This window comes from Streptomyces sp. LS-MS-L19 (assembly GCF_058382285.1).
On sequence record NZ_JBYCLL010000001.1, the window covers coordinates 3727670 to 3749213 of the forward strand.

Annotated in this window: 14 protein-coding genes; 11 read left to right on the top strand and 3 right to left on the bottom strand. The window is 66.9% G+C overall.

Annotation, left to right across the window (positions count from 1 at the left end; translation table 11 throughout):
• The first annotated feature begins 91 nt into the window (after nt 1–91).
• The 8 genes from AC2XR2_RS16415 (at nt 92) to AC2XR2_RS16450 (ending at nt 16433) form a co-directional block, all read left to right on the top strand.
• Nucleotides 92–4876, top strand: a complete 4785-nt coding sequence (locus tag AC2XR2_RS16415; protein ID WP_491515439.1) for a DEAD/DEAH box helicase — start codon at nt 92–94, stop codon at nt 4874–4876.
• The gene (locus AC2XR2_RS16420; protein WP_491515440.1) at nt 4873–6783 is read left to right on the top strand and encodes a UvrD-helicase domain-containing protein; all 1911 of its coding nucleotides are present in this window, start codon (nt 4873–4875) and stop codon (nt 6781–6783) included. Before AC2XR2_RS16415 ends, AC2XR2_RS16420 begins: the two co-directional genes overlap by 4 nt.
• Nucleotides 6780–10028: a helicase-related protein gene (locus tag AC2XR2_RS16425; RefSeq protein WP_491515441.1), complete on the top strand. Its 3249-nt coding sequence runs from the start codon at nt 6780–6782 to the stop codon at nt 10026–10028. Before AC2XR2_RS16420 ends, AC2XR2_RS16425 begins: the two co-directional genes overlap by 4 nt.
• Nucleotides 10025–11854, top strand: coding sequence for a DrmB family protein (gene drmB, locus AC2XR2_RS16430; protein WP_491515442.1), 1830 nt, complete (start codon nt 10025–10027; stop codon nt 11852–11854). Before AC2XR2_RS16425 ends, drmB begins: the two co-directional genes overlap by 4 nt.
• A 1251-nt stretch (nt 11855–13105) precedes the next feature.
• Nucleotides 13106–14827, top strand: a complete 1722-nt coding sequence (locus AC2XR2_RS16435) for a hypothetical protein (RefSeq protein WP_491515443.1) — start codon at nt 13106–13108, stop codon at nt 14825–14827.
• A complete protein-coding gene (locus AC2XR2_RS16440) occupies nt 14824–15372 on the top strand; it encodes a hypothetical protein (protein ID WP_491515444.1) in 549 nt (182 codons plus the stop codon). Before AC2XR2_RS16435 ends, AC2XR2_RS16440 begins: the two co-directional genes overlap by 4 nt.
• Before the next feature lie 39 nt (nt 15373–15411).
• Entirely contained in the window at nt 15412–15924 is a 513-nt protein-coding gene (locus AC2XR2_RS16445; protein WP_491515445.1) for a nucleoside deaminase, read from the top strand.
• A 191-nt stretch (nt 15925–16115) separates the two neighbouring features.
• A complete protein-coding gene (locus AC2XR2_RS16450) occupies nt 16116–16433 on the top strand; it encodes an Imm51 family immunity protein (protein WP_491515446.1) in 318 nt (105 codons plus the stop codon).
• Nucleotides 16434–16576: 143 nt separating this feature from the next.
• Here AC2XR2_RS16450 and AC2XR2_RS16455 read toward each other — a convergent pair whose 3' ends face one another.
• Nucleotides 16577–16756 carry a helix-turn-helix domain-containing protein gene (locus tag AC2XR2_RS16455; protein ID WP_491515447.1) on the bottom strand — a complete coding sequence of 60 codons (180 nt, stop codon included), beginning with the start codon at nt 16754–16756 and terminating at the stop codon, nt 16577–16579.
• Nucleotides 16757–17025: 269 nt separating this feature from the next.
• A complete protein-coding gene (locus tag AC2XR2_RS16460) occupies nt 17026–17172 on the bottom strand; it encodes a hypothetical protein (RefSeq protein WP_185092858.1) in 147 nt (48 codons plus the stop codon).
• A gap of 261 nt (nt 17173–17433) precedes the next feature.
• Between AC2XR2_RS16460 and AC2XR2_RS16465 the strand changes: the two genes are divergently transcribed.
• From AC2XR2_RS16465 to AC2XR2_RS16475, 3 genes are all read left to right on the top strand, one after another.
• Nucleotides 17434–18114, top strand: a complete 681-nt coding sequence (locus tag AC2XR2_RS16465; RefSeq protein ID WP_491515448.1) for a Type 1 glutamine amidotransferase-like domain-containing protein — start codon at nt 17434–17436, stop codon at nt 18112–18114.
• A 33-nt stretch (nt 18115–18147) separates the two neighbouring features.
• Nucleotides 18148–19161, top strand: a complete 1014-nt coding sequence (locus AC2XR2_RS16470; RefSeq protein ID WP_491515449.1) for a BtrH N-terminal domain-containing protein — start codon at nt 18148–18150, stop codon at nt 19159–19161.
• 78 nt (nt 19162–19239) lie between these two features.
• Nucleotides 19240–19542 carry a zinc-ribbon domain-containing protein gene (locus AC2XR2_RS16475; protein WP_123760993.1) on the top strand — a complete coding sequence of 101 codons (303 nt, stop codon included), beginning with the start codon at nt 19240–19242 and terminating at the stop codon, nt 19540–19542.
• A 4-nt stretch (nt 19543–19546) separates the two neighbouring features.
• Here the strand turns inward: AC2XR2_RS16475 and AC2XR2_RS16480 are convergent, their stop codons facing one another.
• Entirely contained in the window at nt 19547–21424 is a 1878-nt protein-coding gene (locus AC2XR2_RS16480; protein ID WP_491515450.1) for a sigma-70 family RNA polymerase sigma factor, read from the bottom strand.
• Nucleotides 21425–21544 lie beyond the last annotated feature (120 nt).

Here is a 21544-nt window from a genome sequence, read left to right on the forward strand (position 1 = left end):
ACCCGCGCGACGCCGCGTGCTGGGGCCGGCCGTGCTCTGTCCACGAGCAGGGCCGGCCCACCCCTCAATCGCATACAGAAACGGACTCCCCGTGACCCAGCAGCCGTCGTCGGACGCTTCGTCTGCGCCCCCCGTGATCTCCAAGATTCTCGAGCAGTCGGTGCGGGTGCTGGAGACCTACCGGGTGGATCCTGGACTGGTCCAGGAGCACGCAAACGGGGAACGCCGCATCACCCAGGGTGGATACGGTGATCGGCAGCTCTTCGAACTGGTACAGAACGCGGCCGACGAAATCGCGAGTGACCCCGGTGGAATGGTGCACGTGGTTCTCACCGAATCGCATCTCTACTGCGCCAATACGGGATCGGCGGTCACTCCGGAAGGCGCCGAGACCATCCTCCGAATGAGCGTCTCGCGAAAGCGCGGTGGTCAGATCGGCCGGTTCGGCGTCGGTGTGAAGTCAGTCCTCGTCGTGACGGACACGCCTCAGTTCTTCAGCCGGTCGGGAAGCTTCGGCTTCGACCGCGATTGGTCGCGCACCGAGATCTGCCGGGCCATCGGGGCTACGCCCGATGCCGACTTCGAGGCCCCTGTGCTCCGGATGGCGCGTCCCCTGGACGAGGCGGCGGAGAGGCGTGGAGACCCCGTGCTCGACGAGCTCCTTGAGTGGGCAACCACCGTGGTGCGGCTTCCTCTCCTGGACGGAGCCGCTGAACGCCTCGGGAAGGACATCCATCTTCCCAAGCCGGATCCCCAACAAGAGGAGTTCCCTGCCCTCTTCCAGCTCTTCTCGCCGCACGTGGGCACCGTGACCCTCGAAGACCGCCGTGTCGGAAACGCGCGTTCCAAGGTCCGGCGTGTGATCACAGTGGAGCAGGACGACTTCCGCCGCACGATCCACGAGCGGCGGACAGGGAAGCAAGCTGCCACCAGCAAGTGGAATGTCTTCACCCACCGACACAGGCCAACCGAGAGCGCCCGGGCCAGCGCCGGCGAAATGCACGACCGAGGCACGATCGACGTCGCCTGGGCCGTACCGGAGTACACGGGTGAGGCTCCGTTCACGACCCCCAGAGGTCGTGGCAAATTCTGGTCCTTCTTCCCCACCAAGTACGAGATGAGTCTGAGCGGCGCGCTCAACGGCGCGTGGAAGACCAACGAGGACCGCCAGAACCTGCTCGACTCCACCGCCTTCAACAGGGAGTTGATCCAGGTCGCGGCCCGCCTCGTTGTGGAGTCCCTGCCCCATCTTGCACCGCCGAGCGACCCTGCCGCCTACCTGCCACTCCTACCGGGCCGTCCTCGTGAATCGGAGACAGTCAGTTGGGCCGACCTACTGCTTACCCAGCAGATCTGGGAGTTGGCCACCCATCTCCCGTCCCTGCCGGACCAGGACGGTGTCCTGCGTACACCCAGAGAACTGAGATTCCACCCCGACGAGGGCAAGGCCAAGGGCAAGGTACTCAAGCCCGAGTGGCTTCGGATGTGGAGTGCATATCCGGGGCGCCCCGCCAACTGGGTCCACCCGTCGGTCGAGGCGATGGAGATTCGGTCCGGCAAGGTCGAGCACATCCTGCATGAGGCCAAACACCCGCGTGCCACCGTTCGCGAGTGGCTGGAGGCCCTTGTCACCGACGGAACGGCCGAGGCTTCGGCCACCGCGATCCGTATCTTCGCCGAGATGGTGGCGGCCGGTTCGCCCTTCGTCGAGGAGGCCCGCAGGGCCCGCTTCGTCCTGACCGAATCCCACGGCATGGTGGCCCCTATGGCCGGCCGCGTCTGGCGCCGCATCGTTCAGGACGGCCTCAAGGACGACATGGTTTACGTCGACGCAAAGCTGTCCGACGACGACTCACTTCAGAGCGCCCTCAGTGCCATCGGGATCCGCGAGGCGGACGACCGAGGTCGTTTTGCCGGAGTCCTGGATCAGGGATTCGACGCCTACAGCCCGCGCGATTGGACTCGGTTCTGGGAACTCTTCCGCAGCGCGGGAGGCAGGGACGTCACCACCGAGGTACGAGCCCGCGTTCCCGAGCCTCTCAGGACCTTGCGTGTGCGGACGATGGACGGCCGCTTCCACTCGATGCGGGACTGCCTACTGCCTGGCCCGATCGTTCCGAGCGACGGATCACGCGACGCCTCGGTTGCCGTGGACGAGACATTCCACTCCGACGACCTCCAGGTATTTCGCGAGTTCGGCCTGCACCGGCATCCGATGGAGGGGCACAGGCCGGATGACGAGCCTTGGTTCGAGGAGTACCGGAACGAACTGTACGAGGGCTACGTCAGGTCTCTGGCCCCCAGGGACAGCCGCCCCCAGATCGCACGTTTGAACCTGAGCGGCGCCGCAGTCGCGAAATCATTGCATCTACTGCGTCACCTCTCCGACGAGGGGAAGGCTGCATTCGTCAAAGCCCTTCCGGACAACCACGTGGTCGACGTCTGGACCATGCAGTTCGGCGCCCAGACGAGCACTCACAGAACGGTGCCTTCGCCCCTGCGCTGGATGGTGCGGAAGTACGGCTTGGTACCCACGTCACAGGGCGTGAAGCGGCTGACCGAAGCCGTCGGCCCGCAGCTCTCCTCGTACGCGGATGTCCTCCCCGTCGCCGACATCAGCCCTGAGAAGGCACGCAAGTTCCACCTGCCTCTGACCGTGGACACCGTTCCCGACAGCCAGTGGGAGAAGCTCTTGGAGCAGCTCCTGCACAGCGAGGACGACGCCTTCGTCGGCAACACCTACGTCCTGCTGACTCGTCTGGACGTTCCGTTCCCCGAGGACTCGCTGACGCGTTGCCGCATCGGCAACGAGTGGAGCACCCGCGAGGACGGCGAGATCGCCGTCGCCTCGACACCCGACGAGTACCGGGCACTCCGAGCCGAGCAGTTGCCCGCGCTGCTCACCGGGAGTCCAGCGGACGCTGAACTCCTCATCGACAAGTGGGGAATGCTTCGCTACACGGATGTCATCACCAAGGAGATCCGGTTCGTGCCGGGAGGTGAGCCAATTCCCCTTCGCGACAAGTTCCCCGCTGCCCGGCAACGCTTGGGCAATCGGGTCAACAACTACCACCTGCTGAACTGTTCGGAGTTGGAACAGGTCACTCGCACGCCCAATGGCATCAACACCACGCCCCTGAAAAGCGCTCTCCAGGGCACCAGCGTGCTCGTCCTCAATCCGAAGTCACCACTGGAAGAGCTGATCGCCGCCGACCGTGAACTCCGTTGGAACCTCGGCGAATCCGGTTGCCGGGCCGTCCTCAAGGCACAGCAGGAGCAGGAGCAGGACCGGCAGGTCCAGGCATCCTTGAAGGCGGTACGGGACGCCGACACTGTGGTGGAGAAGCTTGCCCTGCTGTTGGGCGCCGAGACCCTGCGCGACCGGCTCCCCGCTGGTCTGCTGGCCAGTGAGCAGGCGGAGTCGGGCGGTGAGGACCCGGCCCCCGAGCGCATCGCGCAGATGGCCTACAACGCGCATGGGGACGGAGTGCTCCAGGTTCATGTGAAGGATCTACAGGCCGCCTACCCGACCCACGCTCCGTCCTCCTTCACCGGCATGACCCCGGCGGTTAAATTTGTCTCCGATCTCGGCTTTCCCGACTCCTTCGCCGGTTTCCGCGTGCCGTCTCTCGAACCGCGCATAGATGTGGACGGGCCGACCGAGTTCCCGCGCCTGCACGACTACCAGGACCGCCTGGCCGCCAATGTCTTCGCCATGCTGGATCGGGTCCAACCCCAGCGCGCGATGCTGTCGCTGCCCACCGGCGCAGGCAAGACGCGGGTGGCGTCAGAGGCGGTCATTCGCTGGATCAAGCAAGACGGCGACATCGGCGGTCCGATCTTGTGGATTGCCCAGACCGAGGAACTGTGCGAACAGGCTGTTCAGAGCTGGAAGTTCGTATGGTCCAAGGTCGGCGCGGAGAACTCGCTGGCAATCAGCAGGCTCTGGTCGTCGAACGAGGCCGGACCGGTGACCGGTCGTCCCCATCTGGTGGTCGCCACCGACGCCAAACTACGCGTCTGCCTTGACACCGACAGTTACGCCTGGCTGCGCGAGGCCGCGCTGGTGATCGTGGACGAAGCCCACGTCGCCATCGCCCCGCAGTACACGGAAATTCTCGCCTCGATGGGCATCACCGCATCCCGTATCGACCGCCACCTGCTCGGGCTCACCGCCACGCCGTTCCGTAACACGAACGTGGAAGAGACCGAACGCCTGATCAGGCGTTTCGGCAGTCAACGACTCGACAAGGGCATCTTCGAGTCCGGCGATGCATACGCGGAACTCCAGGATCTCGGCATGTTGGCTCGAGTCGAGCATCGCGAACTCACCGGCGGAACAATCGAATTGACCGAGGACGAAGTCCTGCGCGCCAATCAGTTGAGCGTTTTGTCCAAGGCCGCCGAGCAGCGTCTCGCCGAGGACCAGGACAGAAACCAGCGCATCATCCACGAGATCACCGAAAACATGGACTCAGACTGGCCCGTCCTGGTCTTCGCCACGTCCGTCGCACACGCCAAGTTCCTCGCCGCCAAGCTCAACGACCGTGGAATCCTCTCGGCGTCGGTCGATTCGGCCACCAGTACTGCCGACCGCGCCAAGCGCGTCACAGACTTCCGCCAGGGGCGCCTCCGTGTCCTGACCAACTACGGCGTGCTCACGCAAGGCTTCGACGCCCCGGCGACCCGAGCCGTGGTGGTGGCCCGGCCTACGTACAGCCCGAACGTCTACCAGCAGATGATCGGCCGTGGCCTGCGCGGTCCTCGCAACGGCGGCAAGGACACATGCTTGATCCTCAACGTCCGCGACAACATCAGCAACTACGGCAAGGCACTCGCCTTCACGCAGTTCGAGCATCTGTGGAGCCCCAAGTGAACAGCGCCTACGCCGACAGCCCACCGCTCACCGCGGAACAGCAGGCTGTCGTCGACCAGCCCTGGAACGCCCGGGTTCTGGTGACCGCAGGGGCCGGAGCAGGCAAGACGCACACCCTGGTTCGTCGGCTCGACGCATTGATGAGCCGGGAGGACAACGCCCTGGAGGCGCAGGAGATTCTGGTCCTCAGCTTCTCCCGCGCTGCGGTGCGTGAGCTCAAGGACCGGATCCGCAGGCATGCCGGACAGGCCCGGAGAGTGCGGGCACAGACTTTCGACTCCTGGGCGTACGGCTTGTTGGCCGGCGCCTATCCCGACGAGGCATGGGGTCAGTACACATTCGACGAACGCATCCGCAAAGCGGCGGATGCCATCGTCAAGGGCGCCGTCGAGTCCGGCGAGAGCGGCGCACCGGCCCACGTGGTGATCGACGAGGTCCAGGACCTCGTCGGCGACCGGCGCGACATGGTCGAGACACTGTTGGACCATTTCCAGGATTCCTGCGGTTTCACCCTGGTCGGAGATGCCGCCCAGGCGATCTACGGTTTTCAGGTATCAGATCCGGATGCGCGTGCCGTCGAGACCAACGAGTTCTTCAAGTGGCTGCGCCTCTCTTTCTTCGATGACCTTGTCGAACTCCATCTGTCGAAGAACTTCCGTGCCTCGACGGATGAGGCCGGGGTCGCTCTGCCCGTCGGCACGCTCTTGCAACGCCTCTCCTCGGGGACGGCCGACGCCGAGGCGGCAGGCGGGGTGCTCTACCAGGATCTGCGGTCTCGACTGCTGACCATGGCGCCCTTCGGAGATCTCGCTGCCTCTTTCGCCGTCGAATCCCTCCGGGACTTTCCCGACACATGTGCCGTTCTGTGCCGGGACAACCGTCAGGCGCTCGTGCTCTCCCAGACCTTGTTTGAACAGGGCGTACCGCACCGGTTGCAGCGTCCGTCGAGCGACCGGCCTGTACCGGCCTGGGTCGCCAGAGTGCTGCGCCGTACCGGGACGGCTTCGCTGGGCGAGGAACGCTTTCGCGAAATCATCGCTGAAGTCGGAGTACCGGCCGATACCGACATCGACTTCCTGTGGCGCTCGCTGCGTGGCGTCGCACGCGACCGTCGCGGTTTCCTCGATCTCACCAAGATGCACCGGCTGATCGCCGAAGGAAGGTTTCCCGACGAACTCTCCACCGGCGGATCGGCCCGCCTCGTCGTGTCCACCGTGCACCGGGCCAAGGGCCTGGAGTTCGATCGGGTCCTGGTCGTCGAACCGCCCACCATGGCGGAACTGCGCAAGCAGCACACCCACGTCGACCCCGGCGCAGAGGCGCGCGCCCTCTACGTCGCCATGACCCGCCCTCGGTACGACCTTTATCGACTCGCCGCTCCCGATGTCTCCCGTCTGCGTCGCCACCGTGCCATCAACCGTTGGTATGTGGGTGGTTGGAAGCCTTACGACAGGTACGGCATCGAAGTGTCGGGGCGGGACGTCTGTACGAAGCACCCTCCGGGTACCGACGGTTTTCAGGACGACCCAGTTGCCCTGCAAGCCCGCCTGGCGGACGAGGTTCGCCCCGGAGACTCTGTGGTCCTGCGCCGGGAGCACGATCTACCGATCGGGTCCGATCAAAGCCCCCCGTACCTCGTCCTTCACGACGAGCGTCCCATCGCGGTGGTGTCGGAGCTGTTCCGTCGTGACCTTTACGCCTCTCTCAAGGTCAACAAGACATGGGAGATCAGGTGGCCGGACGAGATCCACGGCCTGCGGGTCGACGCCCTCGAAAGCGTCGCGGGCAGCACGGCGTCCTCGGTTCGCGCCGGCCTCGGTGACCATGGAGTGTGGCTCGTACCGCGACTGGTTGGGTTGGGGCGTTACAGGTCGAGTGGCAGCACCCGGGAGGAAAGCGGTCGATGACAAATTCCGAGGAACAACACTCCACGCACTACGCGGCTCGAAGGAGTCTCGTCGACCAGCTCCGTAGAGACCTGCTCGGGCCCGGTGCCGAGGACGAGATCCTCACCCAGGATCCGCCGATCACCACGTACCCGATCGGTGTGCTGTTCCCCCGCGCGGTCGACGATGCCGCCGCTGAGGAGCAGGCAGCGGACATCGCGGAGGAGGACGGACTCGACGACGCCCCCGTGATGGCATACAAAGATGGCGAGGACACCGGCTACGAATTGGGCGTGTCCTTGGCCAACGATCGCAGGCCCTCCTCACTGGGGCTCACCTTTGCTGTCGACCCGTCAGTCTCCCCCACCGTGGTCGTCCGGGCAGAGGCCGCAATGTACGACCCGATAGACGGCCAGGGCCGCGTCGTCTCGGCAAAGCGGGCGCAAGCGCGGAGTACCTCCGATCAGGCCGAACACTGGCGGCGCCGTTGCCTGTCGCTGCCCTCGGTAAATATCGACGTAACCGCACCCGGCATGCAGAAGCCCGAACCACTGGACGATGGAGTGCTGCTGCGTGCGCTCGTACGCAAGCCATCCGTGCCCTCCGGGACCGTGACCGTCACCGTCACACTCGTCAACGACAAACGGGTCAGCGACCGTGAGCTCCAGGACGCGTTCAGTCTGTTCCAGCCCCGCTTGACCGTTACCGCCCCCGCCGGGGAGGAAGCGTTCGTCGAGCGCCCAGCGCCCATGAACGCTGTCGATGCCGAGCAGAATGTCAGCCGCCTCCTCCACCGCCATGCCCCGACGTTCGCCGTGGGACACGGATGCGCCGCACACTGGGAGTGGACGCCGCCTCCCGTCGGGACTCCAAACCTCACACGAGCCGTTGTCTCGATGGTGCGCACGGAACTCGTCCCCGCTCACGAGGTGCTGCTCACGGACTCCAATCCGGAGATCAACAGCGATGCCCTGGTCATGCAGAACCTGGCGAAGCTGTCCGACACTCGCGTCCTGGACACTCTTGAGGACTTGGCCGCCGGGTACGCGCGCTGGATCGACGCCAAGCGCATCGAGCAGGAGCAGCTGGCTGGCTCCCCCTTCGAGAAAGCCGCACGCGAACAACTCCAAGCCTGCGACACAGCTCTCGGACGTATCCGACGAGGCATCGGAGTGCTGCGGAAGAACCCCGATGTCATGCATGCCTTCAAGCTCGCCAATGCGGCCATGGCGGAGCAGCGGTCCCGCAGCGCATGGGTGAAAGACGGACGCAAGGGCGCACCGAACCCGGCATCCGGTCGTTGGCGCCCGTTTCAGATCTCCTTCATGCTCTTGTGTCTCGAAGGGATCGTGCATCCGGATCACCCGGACCGGAAACTCGCCGATCTCCTCTGGTTCCCTACCGGCGGTGGCAAGACCGAGGCCTACCTCGGGCTGATCGCTTTCACGACGTTCCTCCGCCGGATCCGTCGACAGGAACACGGCGCCGGCGTGACCGTCCTCATGCGCTACACACTGAGGTTGCTCACGCTGCAACAGTTCGAACGTGCCGCGATCCTGATCTGCGCCATGGAACGCATGCGCTTGGCCGACGAGGATCTGCTCGGTTCCGAGCCGATCTCCATCGGTATGTGGGTCGGTCAATCCGCTACACCCAATAAGCTCACGGTCGCCCAGGACAGCCTCGTGGAGCTGCGTAAGGGGAAGACCCTTCAGGAGAAGAACCCTGTGCAGTTGCACGCCTGTCCGTGGTGCGGAACCCGTCTCGACGCCCACCAGTACGAGGTGGATCTTCACGCGAAGCGCATGCACGTCCGCTGCCCCGACCCGACGTGCGACTTCACCGGCGGGCTCCCAGTCCACCTCGTGGACGAGGCTGTGTACGACGCCCACCCCACTCTGGTCATCGCCACGGTCGACAAGTTCGCGTCCATGCCATGGCGCGAGCAGACCGCGGCTCTCTTCAACCGCGACCGAACCGACAACACACCTCCGCCGGAACTGATCGTCCAGGACGAACTCCACCTCATCTCGGGCCCACTCGGCACCCTCACCGGTCTGTACGAAACCGCGGTCGACGCACTCGCCGACCGGCCGAAGGTCATCGCCTCCACCGCCACCATCCGCCGCGCCACCGAACAGGGACGGGCACTGTTCGACCGCGAGGTCCGTCAGTTCCCGCCCGCGGGGCTGGACGCCCGCGACTCGTGGTTCGCCGTCGAGACGCCACGGGAGAAGAAGGCCAGTCGCCAGTACGTGGGGCTGCTTACCCCCAGCATGAGTCAGTCGACGCTGCTGATTCGCACGTACGCGACCCTGCTGCACCAAGCGCTGCGTGTGGACACACCCGAGGTCCGCGACGCGTACTGGACCCTCGTCGGCTATTTCAACAGCCTGCGTCTGCTCGCCGCCGCCGAACTCCAGGTCCACGACGACGTCGAAGCGTACCTGGAGTACCTCGCAGAGCGGGACGGAGTCCCCAAGCGGAAGATCCTGGAACTCACGGAGCTGACCAGCCGCGCCAACTCCAGCGAGATCCCGAGCCGGCTCAAGCAGATCGAACGTGGGCTGCCGCACGAGGAGACGGTCGACGTCCTACTGGCGACGAACATGATCTCCGTCGGAGTCGATGTGGACCGCTTGGGTCTCATGGCCGTGATGGGCCAGCCGCAAACGACGGCCGAGTACATCCAGGCAACCAGCCGAGTGGGACGAAGCCACCCTGGTCTTGTCGCTGTCATGCTCAACTCGACCCGTTCCAGGGACCGTTCACACTACGAGAACTTCCAACATTTCCACTCCGCGCTGTACCGCGAGGTCGAGTCATCGTCCGTCACCCCGTTCTCCGCGCGCGCTCGTGATCGTGGCTTGCACGCCGTCGTCGTCGCGCTGGCCCGCATCCTCATCCCCGCGGCACGTCCGAATGACGGGGCTGGACGCATCGACGAGTTCCGGGAGGAACTGCGCGAGGTCATCCGCCCGATTCTCCTCAGCCGAGTCGAGAGCGCTCGCACCGAACCGAGCGATGTGTGCGAGACAAACAAGGAGTACGAGGCGACGGCCGCGGCCTTCGACGAGTTCATCGACTGGTGGGCGGACGAGGCTGCGGCACACGGTGGTCTCTACTACGAGCCGCTACCCGGCAAAGGGGCGCCATCCCTGCTCTGTGCATTCGACGATGAGACAAATGACGAAGCGTGGAAGACCCTGTGGAGTCTGCGTGACGTCGACGCTGAGTCCGCCCTGTTCCTGGAGGCATCCCGATGACCCCGCCCCCCGCCCGCCGTCGGCGAGGCTCCGGCGCGCCCGAGCGCAGCTATCCGCGGAAGGGATCCGTCCGTCGCGCTCAAATGATCACGACGTATGGCGTCGGCTCAATGATTGCGGTCGACAGTGAGTCGTTCATCATCGCCGGCACCGATTCCTGGAACATGTCCGAGGCCCCCCGGATCCACGAGCACCGGCTCGCGCGCGTCCTTGGAGTGAAGACCTTCCGGCTTCCGCCCGCGTCCGACGACGCAAGCAAAGACGGTGTACACGTCCGCCGATTCCCTCTGTGGCACTCCTGCCCGAACTGCAACTCCCTCCAGCATGTCCGTGGTTTCAACTCCCCGCCGGGGAAGAACGAATGTGGCGACTGCCAGGAGGATCTGGTGCCCTCCCGCTTTGTGGTCGCCTGTCCTCATGGGCATCTCGACGACTTCCCCTACTGGAAGTGGGCGCATCGCAACAATAGGCAAGAGGGCGAGTCCGGACTGTGCGGTGGCGAGATGCGCCTGCGCACCAACGGCCGCACCGCCTCCCTGCGTTCCGTGCTGATCTCGTGCACCTGTGGTATCCCGGAGGTCTCCATGGAAGGGGCCTTCAGGAGCACCGCTCTGGCGAACCTGCATGTTCGTTGTTCGGGGAGACAACCCTGGTTGAAGGACGCCCCGGTGGAGTCCTGCACTGAGTCCCCCCGAACCCTGCAGCGAGGTTCCTCGATGGCGTGGCAGCCCATCGTGAAGTCCGCCCTGTCTATTCCGCCGTGGAGCGACGGGCTCGCCGCCCGTCTGACAGATCACTGGGCTGACCTACGCACACTCGACCGGGCCGGACTGGAGATATACCTCAAGGCGCTCACGCCGAGAGGCGGGGAGGAGCTCCCCGTCGAAGCGGTGCTCGCCCTGCTGGAAGCCGAGCAGCACGAGGAGTCTGAGCTCAATGAGGAAGCCGATCACAACAGCAGGTATATCGCCCTGCGCAAGCAGGAGTACGAACGACTGCGGGCGGGAAACGCCGAGCGGGACAGCTCCCGCGAGGAACAGTTCATCTGTGAGCCCCCGACATCGTCGTCTGCATCGCTCGCAACATTCGGGCTGACAACTCCCATGCTGGTGAAGCGGCTTCGGGAGGTTCGGGCCCTCAAGTCCTTCTCACGTATTCACACCCCGGACTCCAACGTCGAAGTCCACGAGGCTCCGATCTCCTCGATGGAACAGGACTGGCTGCCCGCCATGGAAGTGCAGGGAGAAGGTGTTTTCCTGCGGCTGGACACGGAGCGTCTCGACGAGTGGGCCCTCGCCGCCGCCGCGAGGGTTGAGCGCATCCGGACCAATCACAACCGCCTGCTCCGGGAGCGCGCCTCCGACCCCCGATCCGTGCCGGAGTCGCCGGCGACTCCCCGCCTCGTGCTGCTGCACACGTTGGCGCACGTACTGATCAACGAATGGAGCCTGGAGGCGGGTTACCCGGCCGCGTCGCTGCGCGAGCGTCTCTACTCCGACGACACCATGGCGGGGCTTCTGATCTATACGGCGACCAGCGACTCGGCGGGGAGCCTAGGTGGGCTCGTCGCCCAGGGGGAACCCAGCCACCTGGCCAGAACCCTGCGATCCGCGCTTTGTCGCGCCGAGTGGTGCAGCGCGGACCCATTGTGTATCGAGTCCGAATCCAGCGGGACCGGCAGCATCAATCTCGCGGCCTGTCACGCCTGTGTGCTGCTCCCCGAGACGAGCTGCGAACTGAACAACGGCCTGCTGGATCGAGCACTGCTGGTGGGTACTTCGGAGGAACCCTCTCTGGGATTCTTCCGTGACGCTCTTGCCCTCTGATCCGACTCCCGTCACAACTCGTCACGGGCGCAGGCCGCTTCGAACTGGGTTTGTGCCCGATCGAGGGTCTCTTCCGCGTCGCAGCCATGCGCTCGGAGCCAGTGCAGGAAGTCCGTAATGACGTGGATGACGGCCTCCTCGGCCAGAGCCGCGCCGAGACGGCTCCGTCTCGGCGCACCGGGCTGCTCCACCGCCGCCTAGAGACATAGAGATTCAGCAGTACCTCGGTTCGTTTGACGCCTTCTCGGCCGACATGCCCACCCGGCGAGGTAAGCCCTGTGTCCAGCTCACACCAGGTCACTTTTCGGTCTGCGTGGAACAGGACACCCCAGCGGTCGGCGACAGCATCGACGAGAGCCATACCTCGTCCAGCCTCCGAGCTGGAATCGGCGTCCCTGAGGGCGGGGAGGGCGCGCGTGTCGGGGTCGTGGACCTCGATGCGCAGATGGGTGCCGCTCATCGAGACCGCAAGCGTGGCTGGAGTGCCGGAGCCGACATGCGTGACGAAGTTGGAGACCAACTTGCTGACCCAGAGCTGGACTTGGTCGCAGACGCCATGCGATCCCCAAACCCCCAGATGCAGCCGCATGATGCGGCGCAAGGCACCTACTTCCTCGGGATCGGCGGTAAAGGCCAAGTCCCACGGCTTCCGGGACATACACGCTTCCTGGACCACGAAGACCCCTTTCGTCTATGCCAACTCCACTGCCGACTTCGGAGGCGAAAGCGGAGCGTTACGAACCGTCACATTGCGTCATGTCATCGACCAGAGTGACGCGCACCCATCCCTTCTTGCAATGTGCAGGTAGCGATCCCCACCTACGGGTGATTGGCAAGTCGACGCCCTGGCGGAAGACTGAACACCCGCGCAAGCAAGTGACCGACCGCGAAATTTACCCAGCAGACGCCTGGCGTGGTACGGCGACGGGGGTCGGCTCCGGTCTGCCGTGCTTGCCCGGCTGTGCCGCGCCCTTAAGCGCTCGCTCGGACGCGATCTCGCCTTGGTCCAAGCCTTCGATTGCCTTGAGGGTCAAGGCCCGTACATCCGCACTGCAGACAGCCGGAAGGGCCTCAACATGGAGGTCGGAAGGCTTAATTCGGGTGCCACCCTGCCCGAGGGCCGAAGCTCACGCCTCGCGACCCCGATCGGCCCCGATCGGCCCCGAACCGACCCGATCACCTGTTGGCAACTCCCGTCATCCTTGAAAGAGTTGAGCAACACCAGCGAGGCTCACGGAACACGGAGCGACAGTGCAGGTATGGAGACAGGTCTGGCTGTTCCTGTGCGCCGTCGGGCTCGCGTTCCTCGCGTTCGCCTACCCCCGTAGCCATGACGACGTCGTCGACGCCACCCAGTTCAGCATCGCGTTCTTCGCCACCCTGCTGACCGGCGAGGCGGTCATCTTCGCGCTGACCTTCTCCGCGGCCAGCTCCTGGCCGTCGTTACGGGCGATCGACGGGCACATCGCGTTTCGGGAGTGGGTGCTCATCGGGTGGTTCGCGGCTCTGTTCACCGGCTGTGGGCTGCTCGGGGGCAGCACCGTCAGCGCCACCTACGGCGCGCTGCTGTTCCTGCTGGCGAACATCTACGGCGTCTTCTCCTTCGTACGGCTCTTCGGCCTTGCCAGCATCGGCGGACGCAACCAGCTCCTGCGCCGCACCCTTGCCGACGCGCTGGCGCGGCAGGGAAGCGCCGGTCGTCGCGGTTCGCCCTCCCCCGGTCTTGAGCACGATCCCATCGTCAACTCCTACCTGGGGACGGTCAGTCAGGCCGCGACCAGCAACGATCCGACCGCCATCCGGCATCTCGTCGAGCAGTTGGTGAAGGCCGAGGTGCCCGTCGAGGCCGTCGACGACACCGTCACCGTCCATCTCGACGTCCTGCACCGCCTGGTGCGGGCCACTCTCGCCGGCGGCGCCGATCCGATCCAGGTCGTCTCCTGCGCCCACGCGCTCATCGACTCCGTGCTCGGACACTGCCGAAGGCTGTCCGACCCCGCGCCGCCGCTCGGTTCCCTCAGCCGTTATCTGGCGTGGCTCGCCAACACCGCCCTGCTCATGTCGGTGCGCGGAGTCGCCTCCAGCCGGGCCGCCCGTGAGCTTGCCGCCCTCACCACCGACGCGCGCCTGAAGGTCCTGCGCTGCGTCGACCCCGACCCCAAGTCCGCGGCCCACCAGGACGAACTCGGCTCCATCCTCAGCGGCCCGCTCCAAGTACTGCTGTGGACGGGCGACTTCACCGAGTTCCATGGGGCCCATCAGGCCAGCGCGCTGTACGGGACGTACGAGATCCTCACCGGCACCAAGTTCATGGGGAACTACTGGGACGGGGCCTCCATCCTCACCCAGCTGCGCCAGTCCCTCTACGGCGATCACGGCCGCGTCTCCACCGCCGAAGCCGACGCCGCCCGCCGTGCCTTCGGTTCGGCGGAGGACTACGACCACTTCTGGACCCTGGCCTCCGTGACGGCACTCGCCACCCTGCGCGATGCCCGGCTGCCTCACCCGCCGGAGCTGATACGGCCCGAATTCACGCCCGACCAACAGCTGTTGGGCGCTTATCTGCGGACCTTCGCCACCCACCGTTACTTCACCACCGCGGCCCAGGCCCGCGAGGCGCTTCTGCGTCTCGTCTGCCGTTCCGACCCGCCCGGTTCGGCGGCAGCGGAGATACGGCAGGCCCGAGGCGGCCGTACCTACCGGCTGCCGGTCCCGCTGGTAGAACCTCAGCAGCGGCCGGCGGCGATGGTTCTCGCCGTGGCCTGCCGGCTGGCTCCGCTGGCTCCCACCGAGAACGACGCCGAACTTCGGGACTTCCTCGCCCTACTCCCCGCTCCTGCCCTGCAGGCGACAGCCCGCCTCGCGAATCGGGTTCTTCCGGGGGCCGCCGCGGAGCTCGACCCCGCCGAGGCCGTCGTCACCGGCCTGGCCGTCCTCCAGCTCGTCGGCGCCCACACCCGGGAGGGATCGTGACCGACTCCGTCATAGACAAGGCTTCCTGGCGTGAGCGCCTCGCCGGGCTCGAAGCCCCGGACGTGACAGCCGCTCTGATCGTGCAATGCGGACAGGTCTGGCTCCAGCCGGAGTTCACGGCTTTCCGCAACGAGGTCGACCAAGTCCTCATGACCGCTCATCTGCGACGCGGCGACCGTCTCGCCGTCACACGCGTCATCCTGCACAACCTCCCTCTCACCCCCGCCGCCACCTCCCGGCCGCCCGCTGTCGACCGGGCTTTCGCCGAGTGGCACGGCCGGTTGTCCGCCACCGGCGTTCTGCTCTGTCCACCCGACTCGTCGGCCGCGCCGCGCATCCACCGGCTCATACTCCGGGGCGACCAGTCCGGCGCAGACATCCCGGATATGGTCGAACTGTTCAAAAACGGGGACTGGACCGACCCCAACAAGGCCGGACTGGCGTTGCACACCGTCGCCACCGTCGGATCGACCACACCGCTGACGGGCTACGACATGGACTTCGACGGCCCTTTCGGCGACGCCGATCCCTCCATCTACATGTAAGTGCACGCGCAACCGGCTTACGGAACCCTTGGAGAAAAGGTGCCCTACGCTCCCGAGACCCCCCAGGACCACGACTTTCTCACCCAAGCGATCGAACTGTCCCGCCACGCCCTCGAGGACGAGGGCAAGACCCCCTTCGGCGCGATCGTCGTCATCGACGGCGAGGTCGTGGCCAACGGCACGAGTTCGGTCGTAGAACTGCGTGATCCCACCGCACACGCCGAAGTCATGGCCCTGCGTGCGGCCGGGGCGAAGCTCGGGCGGCATCTGATGGAGGACGCCGTGATGTACTCCAGCAGCGAGCCGTGCCCGATGTGCCTGACCGCCTGTTACTGGGCGCGGATCCCGCGTCTGGTGTACGCGGCCACGAGTCACGACGTCGCTGTCAACGGCTTCGAGGACTTCCAGTACTACCGCGAACTCGCTCTTCCCAACGCTGAACGAACCCTCCTCACGGAGACGTCCGCGGGTGGCGAGGCACGTGAGAGCGCGGCCTCGGCACTCGCCGGCTGGGCCGACAAGCTGCCCTTCCCTGTTGAGCCGAAGCTCTGAGGCATCCAAGCCGCGATCCCCGAAGGTCATGGTTTTCCCAGTGACCGGGAGTGCTTCGAGGTCGATCTCCAGCGCGTATCGGAAGCCTCGCCGGAGACCGGCCCAGTGTTGTGCCCGAGAAGGTTCACCGGGTTCGAGAGCTGTGAGGTACCGGACGAACGGTTCGCGTGCCGAGGTGAGACGATCGCGCCGTGACCATCCACCTCCATGAGTTCAATGGCGAGCACTCGCTGACGTGGGATGCCGGCGACCTGGCTGCCGATGCCGCAGTAGTTGCCTCCGGACATGAGCCGAACGGGTACTTCTGGGAAGGTCTCGTACGGTTTGCCTGGCCGGATATTGCCGAGCACGTCGATTTCGACAGCGCGGCTGGCATGTTCTGCGCGGTCGGCAGTTCGAGCGACCTCGCGCGCCTCAAGACGGCCGTCGAATCCGTCATCACGAGCCCCGAGGCAGTCCGCGACATCATTGCCCGTGCGGCGGCTGCAGGCTTCGAGTTCGACGACTGAATGACACTGGGCATCCATCCCACCGCAGGCTCCTGCTGAACCGAACAGAGCCGTCGACCGGCTGCCTGCCATGGTTTGCCCAGTACGGTCGGGCGGGTGGCGCGCCTCCCCCGTCTGGATGACGAAGTCCTCGTCGCCGCTGGTCAGGAGGCCGTGGACGGCCTCCGCCCCCACTGAGGGTTGAGGCATGCCAGCCCGATCGCGTTGAAGCGGTGGATCACGTCCCGGACGGTGTCCTCGTCCGCCTTCACCAGCGCTGCGATCACCGGGACCGAGCTGCCGACAGCCGAGGCCAGCAGCATCACCGGCCGCCGAAACCGCACCGAGCTCGTACTGCCCCGCCGGACGATCCGCTGAAGCTCTGCCCCTCCTGCTCCGTCAGCCCCCGGGCCCTGACCGCTGGTGCCATCCCGCCTCCCCTGCTGGTTGGAAGCGGCACCGCTTCCAACCAGCCCACCGGGCAACCCGGTGAACCTATGCGGTCACAGCACTAGACCGCCGCGCGGTTGAAGCAGGCGGCGCCAACCCGGTGACCGGTGTGAGCGCAGCCGTACCGCGCCGGTCGAGATTGGCCTCGGTGCGGTGGGCCTGATCAGGGGCGGCCGCGGAGCTTGCCCAGTAGCCGCTTCGCCTGGGCCTGGCGGCGGGGGTCGGAGGCGGCTCGGCGGGCCTGTTCGGCTGCGCGGCGGCCTTGGGGACTCTTCGCGAACTGCTTGATCCGTTCCATCATGCGCGGCATGCGGATCCCTCCCTCGGTACCGGTGGCTGCCCTTGCTCCGCTCGTCTACCCGTTGCTGGACGACTCAGCCCTGGGAAGCCGTCCCCGCCGTCAGTCACCGGCTGAATTCTCCGCGCCACCGGCGATGTCAGTGCCGTGTGGTGGGATGGCTGTGCTGGGCCGGGGCTGGGCCGTCGGTCTCCCTCCGGATCGTTGGAGGGGGCGGTCTCCGGCCTGGGAGCTGTTCACCATGCCTGTGCACCTTGCCTCAGGAAGGTAGTGATGAAGCTTCTCCTCACCGACTCCGGTGTCACGAACACGAGCATTCGGAATGCGTTGGTCGATCTGCTGGGCAAGCCGATCGCCGAGGCCGGCGCCCTGTGTATCCCCACCGCCGGCTACGGCGCGCCCGACGCCGACCCGGGCGGGCCCTGGCGATTCATCAGCGGACAGTCGCCTCTCCCCATGACCGCGCTGGGGTGGAAGTCGGTGGGCGTGCTGGAGCTCACCGCGCTGCCCAGTATCGACGAGGCGCGCTGGGTCTCCTGGGTCCGGGAAGCCGACGTCCTGCTGGTCAACGGCGGGGACGCGCTGTACCTGGCCCACTGGATGCGGGAATCCGGGCTCGCCGCACTCCTGCCGTCGCTGCCCGACCTCGTCTACGTCGGGCTCAGCGCCGGAAGCATGGTGATGACCCCCCGCGTCGGGGACTACTTCGTGGGCTGGAAGCCGCCCACCGGAGGCGACCGCGCGCTGGGCCTGGTCGACTTCTCGATCTTCCCGCACCTCGACCATCCGGCCTGCCCGGAGAACACCACGGCCGCGGCGGAGCTGTGGGCGGCCGGGATCGGCGGCCCCGCCTACGCGACGGACGACCAGACCGCCATCAAAGTGGCCGACGGCACCGTCGAAGTGGTCTCCGAGGGCCACTGGAGACTGTTCAACACCACGTCGGCCCCGTAAAGGAGTCCCCCAGGCCCGAAAGGAGTCCCCGGCATGCCCACGCTGAGCCGTATCGACGTCCGCGCCACCCAGCACTGCGAGACCTCCACCCTCGGTGTGCTGCTGCGCCACCAAGGGATCGATCTCTCCGAACCCATGCTCTTCGGGCTCGGCCGTGGGCTCTCCTTCATCTACTGGGACAGCAAGAACATGGGCTTTCCTTTTCTCGGGGGGCGGGTGAAGCCGTTCGAGCTCAGTAGGAATCTGGCTGACACGCTTGGGCTTGAGCTCCTGGTTCAGGAGACGGCCTCGCCCCGCAAGGCGTGGGCGAATGTCGTGGATGCCATCGGCCGGGCGCGGCCCGTCGGGCTTCAACTGGACAGTTACCACCTGGACTACTTCACCGCGAAGGTGCACTTCGGGGGGCATGTCGTGGCCATGTACGGCTATGACGACCGCGTCGCCCACCTCGTCGACACCGAGCAGCAGGGCGGTGCCGTGACGACCGGTCTGGACAGTCTTGCGGCGGCTCGGGCCGCGCGAGGGCCCATGGCCGCCAGGCACCGGTCCTTCACCGTCACCGCCGCCCCCGACCTGCCCGCTTTTGAGAAGAGCCCTGAGAAGAGCCCTGAGAAGAGCATCGTCCCCGCCGTCACCGCCTGCGCCCACGCCTTCCTCCACCCGCCCATCGCCAACCTGGGGCACCGCGGTATCGACAAGGCCGGGAAGGCCGTACGGACATGGCTGCGGCGGAGTGAGGACCCGGGGCGGGATCTGCCGCAGGCCGCGCTGCTGATGGAGAGGGGCGGGACCGGGGGTGCGTTGTTCCGGAATCTCTACCGGGACTTCCTCGCCGAGAGCGGCCAGTTCCTCGACAGCGGTCATCTGCGCACCGGGCATCGGCTGTACGCCGAGGCCGCCGGCCTGTGGACGGAGGTCGCCGCACTGATCGACAGAGCCGGTGTGTCGGGTGATGAGCAGCACCTGTTGCGGGCGGGCGCCGTCCTTCACGATCTCGCACGCGTCGAACGCGAGGCCATGGAGGCGCTGAGCCGCCTGGAGCCCTGAATCGGATCCACTCCCCGTGCGGGCACCCGGTGCGGGGATACTGCCTCTCAGGCACCGATCCCGGAAGGCGACGACACCATGTTCATCCTCTTTGGCACCAAGGGTTACCTGTACCAGCTCGCGATACTCACCCTGGTGTGCGGGCGGTGCGGGAACCCGGCCGCGCACACCCTGCGCAAGCGGGTCACGAAGTTCACGCTGTTCTTCGTGCCGCTGTTCCCGATCTCCACCAAGTACGCGACGCAGTGCACCTTCTGCGGTGCGGAGAACAAGCTGAACGCGCAGGAGGCGGAGCAGTTGCAGGCGCAGGCCGCCTCCGGGGGCGGGCAGGGCGGTCAGGTGTACGGCGGACAGGGCTCGCAGCAGCCGTACCAGAGCTGAGGTCTCAGCTGAGCTTGCGGGCGGGCCCGCCGTCGTTGTCTCTCGGCCCGCAGTTGTGGTCGCCCGGGGGGTCCGGGACGGTGGGTGGGGTCGGCTGGGTGGGCTGAGTCGGGGGCGTGGGATCGGCCGGGTGGTTCGGGGGCTGCGACGGGACCGGTGCTTGTGGTGGCTCCGGTGATGTCGGTGCCGTCGGCTCCGGAGTGGTGGGTGGTTGCGAATACGTCGGTGGCTGTGGCGTTCCCTCGCCGGGGTCTGGATCCTCGGGCGTCGGCGTAGTCGGGTTCGGGACGGGCGTCTCGTCCCCCGGCGTACCCGGCTCCGGGTTCTCGGGGTCGGGGTTGGGCTCGGGCTCGGGCTCGGGCTGCTGCGCAATCGGCGGCTGCGGCGGCTCCGGCTGAGCGGGCTGCTCCGGCTGCACAGGCTGAGCTGGCTGCACAGGCTGAGTTGGCTGCTCCGGCCCCGCTGGCAGCGTAGGCTCCTCACCCCCCGGTGCGGGCACCGCAGGGCCGTCCCCTGGGCCTGGGTCCGTCGGTTCCTCCGGCGCCGGCTGCGGGGGTGTCGGCTCGCCCACGCCTCCCCCACCCTCCGAACCGCTCCCGGAGCCCTCAGAGCCCTCGTCGCCCCCGGTTCCTCCGGACTCGCCGACCCCCTGCGAGCCCCCGGACCCACCGGTTCCTCCGGACTCCCCGGCCCCCTGCGAGCCCTCGGACCCCCCGCTCTCCCCGGCCTCCCCGCTCTCCCGCACACCCACAACCAGTTGCACGCCCCCGACATCCTCCGGTACGGCCGCCCCCGCCGCGTGAGCCCGAGCCCGGTCGGCGTCGCGCTCCACCCGCCGGTCATCTCCCGGCGCCGCCACGGCCCCCTCCGACGGCCCCGCCACCGGCTCCTGGGCCACCGGCCCCTGAGCCACCGGCTCCCTCCCCGGCGAAGTCACCGTCGCCGGGGACTCGTTGACCCCGAGCGACAGGACGACCGCGATCGCCGCGGCCGCCGCCGTGCCGGAGGCGAGGGCCGCCTTGGTTCTCGGGCCGGCCGCACGGGCCGTACGAAGAAGCCCGTGGCCGCCGGAAGAAGCGACCCCGACTCCCCCGGAGCCCCCAGTGAGCGAGGCCACGACCTTCCCCGCACCACCACCGCCTCCCACCGCGAGCACCAGCAACGCCGGTCCCACGATCGCCGGCAGGCGGTTGTTCGCGCGGATCAGGACCGCGAGCCGTCCCCGGCACCCGTCGCAGACGTCGACGTGGGCGAGGAGGCGTTCGGACTGGCGCGGGGTCGCGCTGCCGCGGACGTAGGCCGGCATGCGGACCCAGTGGACCTCGCACGCGGGATCGTCGGGCGCCTCGGTCTGTGAGCGCAGGAACGCCTGGCGCATGCCTTCGCGGGCCCGGTGCAGCAGTACGGCCGTCGCGCCCTGCTTGGCGCCGATCTGCCGGCCGACCGACTCCAGGGGCTGCCCCTCGGCGTCGGCGAGCCACAGGGCCCGCACCCAGCGTTCGGGGAGTTCGCCGAGGACGCGCACCAACAGGTCGGTGGCGGAGACCTGTTCGGCCGGGTCCTCCACGTGCCCGGAAGATGCCTGCTCGGGGATCTGCGGATCGCGCGGGGTCTCGTGCGTGGCGCTCGCGACGGAGGAGGCGAGGTGCCGCACGGTCGTCATGAGGTACGCCGGGACGTTGTCGATCTCGTGCCCGGCGGACAGCCGTCGCCACACGCGGAAGTGCGCCTCGGCGACGAGGTCCTCGGCCGCCCAGGTGTTGCGGGTCAGCGAGCGGGCGTAGGCGACGAGGCGCGGCTGCTCCTCCTCGTAGATCCGCACGTACGCGGCGGTCGCGGCGGGGGATGCCTGGGCGGGCACTCTGGCGGGTTGGTCGGTCATGCGGGGACGCTCCAGTTCCCGGCGGTCGGGGCGTTGTCGGGACGCGGAAGGGTTTGTCAGCGTAGATGACAAAACTTTCAATGATTCAGTTCCGGCCGTGATTCAGATCACAGCAGCGAA

Excerpts from the sequence above, each read along its gene's own strand:
- AC2XR2_RS16425 (WP_491515441.1), top strand. The coding sequence starts at position 6,780 with ATGACAAATTCCGAGGAACAACACTCCACGCACTACGCGGCTCGAAGG.
- drmB (WP_491515442.1), top strand. The coding sequence starts at position 10,025 with ATGACCCCGCCCCCCGCCCGCCGTCGGCGAGGCTCCGGCGCGCCCGAG.
- AC2XR2_RS16460 (WP_185092858.1), bottom strand. The coding sequence starts at position 17,172 with ATGCCGCGCATGATGGAACGGATCAAGCAGTTCGCGAAGAGTCCCCAA.
- AC2XR2_RS16465 (WP_491515448.1), top strand. The coding sequence starts at position 17,434 with ATGAAGCTTCTCCTCACCGACTCCGGTGTCACGAACACGAGCATTCGG.
- AC2XR2_RS16470 (WP_491515449.1), top strand. The coding sequence starts at position 18,148 with ATGCCCACGCTGAGCCGTATCGACGTCCGCGCCACCCAGCACTGCGAG.
- AC2XR2_RS16475 (WP_123760993.1), top strand. The coding sequence starts at position 19,240 with ATGTTCATCCTCTTTGGCACCAAGGGTTACCTGTACCAGCTCGCGATA.
- AC2XR2_RS16480 (WP_491515450.1), bottom strand. The coding sequence starts at position 21,424 with ATGACCGACCAACCCGCCAGAGTGCCCGCCCAGGCATCCCCCGCCGCG.